Below are 202 nucleotides of genomic sequence, written 5' to 3' on the forward strand. Positions count from 1 at the left end.
GCTGGTGGCGGGCATTGCCCTGCATTTCCTGGCGCCCGGTTATGGCCTGGTGCTGGTGACCGATGCCGCGCTGGGCCATGCCCCGCATGCGTGGGCGGCCTGGTTGCCCCATGCCCTGCATCTGGGCGGCTGGTTCCTGGCCGCCTATGGCGCCGCGGCCGTGGTGGCAAGCGGCGTGGCGGCGCTGGCCGATCGGCGCCAG

General features: G+C 73.8%; 1 protein-coding gene. It reads left to right on the top strand.

The window, feature by feature from the left end:
- Nucleotides 1-202 (top strand): hypothetical protein (locus H926_RS33025; protein WP_043607996.1); only part of this gene is annotated, 202 nt, incomplete at both ends.

Origin of the sequence: Novosphingobium sp. B-7, from assembly GCF_000410615.1 — a bacterium.
Lineage (GTDB): Bacteria > Pseudomonadota > Alphaproteobacteria > Sphingomonadales > Sphingomonadaceae > Novosphingobium > Novosphingobium capsulatum.